The sequence below is a fragment of the Streptomyces sp. NPDC059853 genome, from assembly GCF_042731495.1.
Classification (GTDB): domain Bacteria; phylum Actinomycetota; class Actinomycetes; order Streptomycetales; family Streptomycetaceae; genus Streptomyces.
Map to the genome: position 1 here is coordinate 12,547 of NZ_JBHWJL010000094.1, position 4,942 is coordinate 17,488.

At 72.1% G+C, this 4,942-nt stretch carries 5 protein-coding genes and 3 pseudogenes; 6 read left to right on the plus strand and 2 right to left on the minus strand.

The annotated features are described in order from the left end of the window. The 4 genes and pseudogenes from ACFV5N_RS13020 to ACFV5N_RS13035 form a co-directional block, all read left to right on the plus strand. A pseudogene (locus ACFV5N_RS13020) lies at positions 1-265 on the plus strand (nucleoside triphosphate pyrophosphohydrolase); the annotation flags it as partial. A gap of 213 nt (positions 266-478) precedes the next feature. Then, positions 479-1,294, plus strand: coding sequence for a DUF5753 domain-containing protein (locus ACFV5N_RS13025; protein ID WP_385598048.1), 816 nt, complete (start codon positions 479-481; stop codon positions 1,292-1,294). Next, the gene (locus tag ACFV5N_RS13030; RefSeq protein WP_385598051.1) at positions 1,291-1,530 is read left to right on the plus strand and encodes a DUF397 domain-containing protein; all 240 of its coding nucleotides are present in this window, start codon (positions 1,291-1,293) and stop codon (positions 1,528-1,530) included. Before ACFV5N_RS13025 ends, ACFV5N_RS13030 begins: the two co-directional genes overlap by 4 nt. A gap of 119 nt (positions 1,531-1,649) precedes the next feature. Then, positions 1,650-2,345 (plus strand): protein kinase, encoded by a 696-nt coding sequence (locus tag ACFV5N_RS13035; protein WP_385598053.1) that lies wholly within the window; start codon positions 1,650-1,652, stop codon positions 2,343-2,345. A 29-nt stretch (positions 2,346-2,374) separates the two neighbouring features. Here ACFV5N_RS13035 and ACFV5N_RS13040 read toward each other — a convergent pair whose 3' ends face one another. Both ACFV5N_RS13040 and ACFV5N_RS13045 read right to left on the minus strand, forming a co-directional pair. Then, a complete protein-coding gene (locus tag ACFV5N_RS13040) occupies positions 2,375-2,872 on the minus strand; it encodes an SUKH-3 domain-containing protein (protein ID WP_385598058.1) in 498 nt (165 codons plus the stop codon). Between the two features lie 75 nt (positions 2,873-2,947). Beyond that, positions 2,948-3,355, minus strand: a pseudogene (locus ACFV5N_RS13045) (YwqJ-related putative deaminase); the annotation flags it as partial. Between the two features lie 162 nt (positions 3,356-3,517). Between ACFV5N_RS13045 and ACFV5N_RS13050 the strand changes: the two are divergent. Together ACFV5N_RS13050 and ACFV5N_RS13055 are read left to right on the plus strand one after the other, a co-directional pair. Further along, entirely contained in the window at positions 3,518-4,492 is a 975-nt protein-coding gene (locus tag ACFV5N_RS13050) for an SMI1/KNR4 family protein (RefSeq protein WP_385598056.1), read from the plus strand. A 7-nt stretch (positions 4,493-4,499) separates the two neighbouring features. Then, positions 4,500-4,942, plus strand: a pseudogene (locus ACFV5N_RS13055) (hypothetical protein); the annotation flags it as partial.

Genomic DNA, 4,942 nt, shown 5'->3' on the forward strand with positions numbered 1-4,942 from the left:
GGAGAAACGCCGCGCCTCGGTCACGGAGGGCGTCCCGCTCGGCCAGCCGGCCCTGGCCCTGGCCGCGAAACTGGCGGGCCGCGCCCGCACGGCGGACCTGCCCGTCGAACCCCCGGTCTCGGCCGGCCCGGCCGACTTCGGCGCCCGGCTGCTGGCCCTGGCGGCGGAGGCCGAAGCGGCGGGCGTGGACCCCGAAACGGCCCTGCGCGCGACGGCCCGCGCGTACCGCGACGCGATCCGCGCGGCGGAGACGGCCACCGACTGAACGGGCCGGAAGGGCAGCCGGAAGGGCAGAAACGTCAACCCGGTGCTCAGCGCGCTGCCGTAACGCCCCTCGAACGGGCGGAAGTTCCGCCGATCAGTAGATATGAGCCGATCAGCCCACGGATACTCGCAGTCAGTGACCAGGCGGGTACGGCGGGCGGACACGGGGCCCAGGGGACGGCTGATGCGCGCCGCGTGAGGGAAGGCAGGGCGCATGTCCGACGAGAGTTCCGAGCTTCCGACCTCCTACCGCTACTTCGGCCAGCAGTTCCAACTCTGGCGCCAGGCCGCCCAGGTGCGCCGCGAGACGATCGCCGAGGCGTCCAGCTACTCGGTCGACATGGTGAAGTCCGTGGAACAGGGCCGCCGAAAGGTGCCCGCACGGATGGCGGAGATCGCGGACGAGATGTTCGGCGCGAAGGGCATCCTGCTGGCGGGACTCGGTCACCTGAAGCGGGACAGGTTTCCCGCACGCGCCCAGGACTTCATGATTTATGAGGAACGGGCCATCGTGCTGAACTCGTACGCGAGTCTGCTGATTCCCGGACTGCTGCAAACCCGGGAGTACGCCTCCGCGCTGATCGGAGGGTGGTGCCCTCCGCTCGACGATGCGACCATCGCGGAACGTGTCGAGGCACGGATGGAGCGGCAGGCGCTGCTCACCATCACGCCGCCCGTGGCCTTCAACTTCGTGATCTACGAGGCCGCGCTACGAGCACCCGTCGGTGGTCCCGCAGTCCGCCGTGGGCAGTTGCAGCGATTGCTGGAAGCCGGGGACCTGCGCAACGTCTCGCTGCATGTGTTGCCTTACGACCGGACCGTCACAGCGGCGTTGAGTGGTCCGATGGTTCTGTTGGAGACCACTGATCATGAGCACTTCGTCTTTCTGGAAGGACAATCGCAGAGCCAGCTGACTTCCGATCCCGATGAGGTAAGCACACAGACGCAGCGCTATGGGATGATCCGAGGACAGGCTCTGGACAGCGCTGATTCGGCGCGCTTCATCGAACGAATGGCGGACGAGGGATGAGTACCGAGCTGCACTGGTTCAAGTCCAGTTACAGCGACGGCGAAGGCGGAGATTGCGTCGAAGTCGCCCTCGACTGGCGCAAGTCCAGTTACAGCGACGGCGAAGGCGGCAACTGCGTCGAGATCGCCGCCACCCCCGCCTCCGTGCACGTCCGGGACAGCAAGCGCCCCAGCAGCGTCCCCCATCTCACCTTCCGGCCCGCCGCCTTCACCGCGTTCCTCGGCTCCCTCCGCTGAAGGCCGTCGGCGCAGACCCTCGCCGCAAGCAGCGTGAAGTCCTGGCGCTGATCCGGCCGCACACCGGCCGGATCGTGCGGGTGGGCCCGCCCGATGGCCGTGGGTTCAGCACCGACCTGTTGGCGGTCGTCACCGGCGAGAACGGGCAGTTCTTCATCAAAGCGATGCGGAACCGTCCGGGCAGGCGGCGGGATCAGCTGCTGCGGGAGCAGGCGATCAACCCGTTCGTCCGCTCCCTGGCCCCGGCGCTGCTGTGGGCGGTCGAGGACGCGGAGTGGATCGTCCTCGGCTTCGAGCTGGTCGACTGCCGGGAGACGGACTTCTCCCCCGGCTCACCGGATCTGCCGGTGGTCGTGGACCTCGTCCGCCGCATCGGGGCGCTGGAACTCCCGCACATCGCCCGGGACTGGCACGAAACCCGCTGGGCCTGGTGGGCCGACAGGGGTGCCGCGCCGCTGTTCCAGGGGGACTGTCTGGTGCACGCGGACATCAACCCGGCAAACCTCCTGCGCGGGCCCGAGCGCCCCTGGGTCGTGGACTGGGCCTGGCCCACCCGTGGCGCGGCGTTCATCGACCCGGCCATGCTCGTGCTCCAGCTGATCGCGGACGGGCACCCGCCGGAGAGCGCGGAAGGCTGGGCGTCCGGCTGCGAGGGCTGGGCGAGTGCCGACCCCGGGGCCGTGGATGCCTTCGCGGTCGCCACCGCCCGCATGATGGGGCACCAGGCGGCGCGTAACCCGGACGAGCACTGGCTGAAGGCCGTGGCGGAAGCCGCGTCCGCCTGGGCCGCCCACCGTGGGCTGGAACCGGAGTAGGCCAGTGACCACCGCCGGGCGGCGCGCGCTCATTCGGGGCTGAGCAGCCGGACCGGGCGGCCTCCGGTGAGGAGGGTGATGAGGGCCGTGCGCAGGTCCGGGCCCAGGTACCAGTCGCCGGTGTGGTCCAGGGCGTATATCCGCGCCTCCCGGTCCATCGCCAGCAGGGCGGTGCCGCCGCCCTCCGCGCCCAGGGGGCACAGGTCGGTGTCCAGGGCGCGGCCGAGGTCGCCGAGGGTGCGGGCCCAGTGCAGGCCGCGCAGCGGGTCGATGACCACCGAGCCGGGTGCGTACCGGCGGCCGGGGCCCATCGGGTGCAGCCGCAGGCCGCCGTACTCCGCCCAGGTCTCGAACGCCGCCGGGAACAGCACATGGGGATGGCCCTGCGGCGAGCGGTGGCCGCTGAGGGTGTCGGCCCAGCGTTCGGCCTGTTCGGTCATGCGGCGGCCGGGGTGCCAGCCCGCGTAGCCGAGGGCCTGGTCCAGGTCCAGGTCGCCCGGCGCCTGCGGTGGTTCGCCGTCCGGCAGCCGCAGCGTCAGGGTGGGGCCGGTGAGTCCGGTCCCCGGTTCGCCGCCGCTCACGCTCTCCACGCCGAAGTGCGCCAGCAGCGCCGCGCAGGAGCGGCAGTGCGGGGCGTACGTGCCGTGCTGCGGGTCGCCGTCTTCCCTGATGTGCCGGGTGGTGATCTCCGCGCCGCGCAGGTGCCGGGCGTCGCCGCCCTCGTTCAGGTACCGGGAGATCAGCGCGACTTCGGGGCAGCGGCCCGCGTGCCGTTCGCGGTCGGCGGGGCCGAGGGCGTCCAGTAACGCGCTCACCTGCGGGTGCAGGCGGGGGGCGTCGGGGGCCGAGCGGTGCACGGCGGCGCCCTTGAGCGGGTGCTCGTGGCCGGGCAGGAGGAGCGCGGCTGCGGTGGTGGGCAGGATGCCGTCCCGCCGGTGCCGGAGTACGGGTGCGGCGGACCCGGCGTCCGCCGGGCCGTCCTGGCTGTCAAGATCCAGCGTCACCGGCATCCTCGCGCTTTCTCCCCCGGTTCTCCCCACCCTGGCGATCAGCTTGCCACAAGCCGTTGTCACGACCGGTTAAGGCGCCCGGGGGCGGTGCCCATGACACATGGACCTCGTAGGCTGTGCGCAACAGCGTGACCGTGTAGGAGCAGCAGGGGGCCAAACGCCATGACGACAGGTCGGCTCGGGCAGCATGCCGCGCCACCGAACGGGGCCTATGCGGGACAGCTGGTGCAGTTCCCGGACCCGGTACGGGCCGCCCGCTTTCCGCAGGGCGTCCGGGTGGACGCGGAGGGGTATCCGGATTTCTCCCCGTTCGCCAGAGCCGCCGCCGAGATCGCCGAGCCGCCCGAGGGCTTCGGCATCGACGAGCTGCGGCTGACCGACTACGTGTCGGCGAACGCCGCGCTGCACGCCGCCGGGCACGAACTGTGGGCCGATCTGCCGCCGGTGGCCACGCCGCACGGCTGGACGTGGCACCACGTGGCCCGCACCCGGCGGCTCGAGCTGATCCCGGTCGAGGTGAAGGCGCTGCTGCGGCACCACGCGGGGCTCGCGACCACCGCCGTGGACCAGGACAAGCGCGGCACCCGCCCGCTCCAGGACCCGAAGCCGGCCCACTTCGCCGCCCCGTACTCGGTGGCGGTGGAGGAGGACCGGCTGCGCGCGGCCGAGGAGAAGCTGGGGTACGCGCTGCCGGGTGCGTACCGCTCGTTCCTCAAGGCGGCCGGGGGCTGCGCCCCGGTGGGGCTGGCGTTGGACGCGGAGCTGGGGCTGCTGATCGACCAGCCGTTCTTCACCCTGAGGGAGGAGGCGGCGGTCAACGATCTCGTCTACATCAACAAATGCCTGCGTGATCACCTGACCAAGGACTATCTCGGGGTCGCGTTCGTCAACGGCGGCATCCTGGCGGTGAAGGTCAAGGGCGAGGACACCGGTTCGGTGTGGCTGTGCGCCTACGACGACGCCCGGGACCGCGACGGGCTGACCGTCCAGGAGCGGGTGGAGACCCTGCTGCTGCCGTGCGGGAGCGACTTCGACGACTTCCTGCTGCGGCTCGCGGGCTCGCCGCCGGAGCTGGAGACGGTGGCCGATCTGATGGTGGACGGCGGCTTCGCCCGCGCCGTCCCGGTGGAGGGGTGAGGCGGCGATGGTGACCTTCGCACAGGCGCAGGAGCGCGCCGACCGCTGGGTGAACGGTTCCTCCACCGGGGAGCGCAGCCGCGAGGTGCGGGTGCGCGAGTTCGATCTGGGCTTCGTCGCCTGGGCCGAGGACTGCGGCGGCAAGCTGGTGATCGCGCGGGACAGCGGCGAGTCGACGCTGTGGCCCGCGCTGCCGGTGAGCGAGGTGATACGGCGGTACGAGGAGGCGTACGGCGGCAGCCAGTCCGCCCCCGCGCCGGCCGCCGAGCCGCCGCGCATCGATGTGGAGGCGACGTCGTTCCTGCTGACGCCGCCGGACTGGCTCAAGGAGGCCGCCGACCGGGCGAACGCCGAGGCCGAGGCGAAGGCGGAGGCACGGGCGGAGGCCGAGGCCGAGCCGGAGCCCGTCGTCGCCGGGGCCGCGTCCCCCGCCGCACCGGAGGCGGAGCC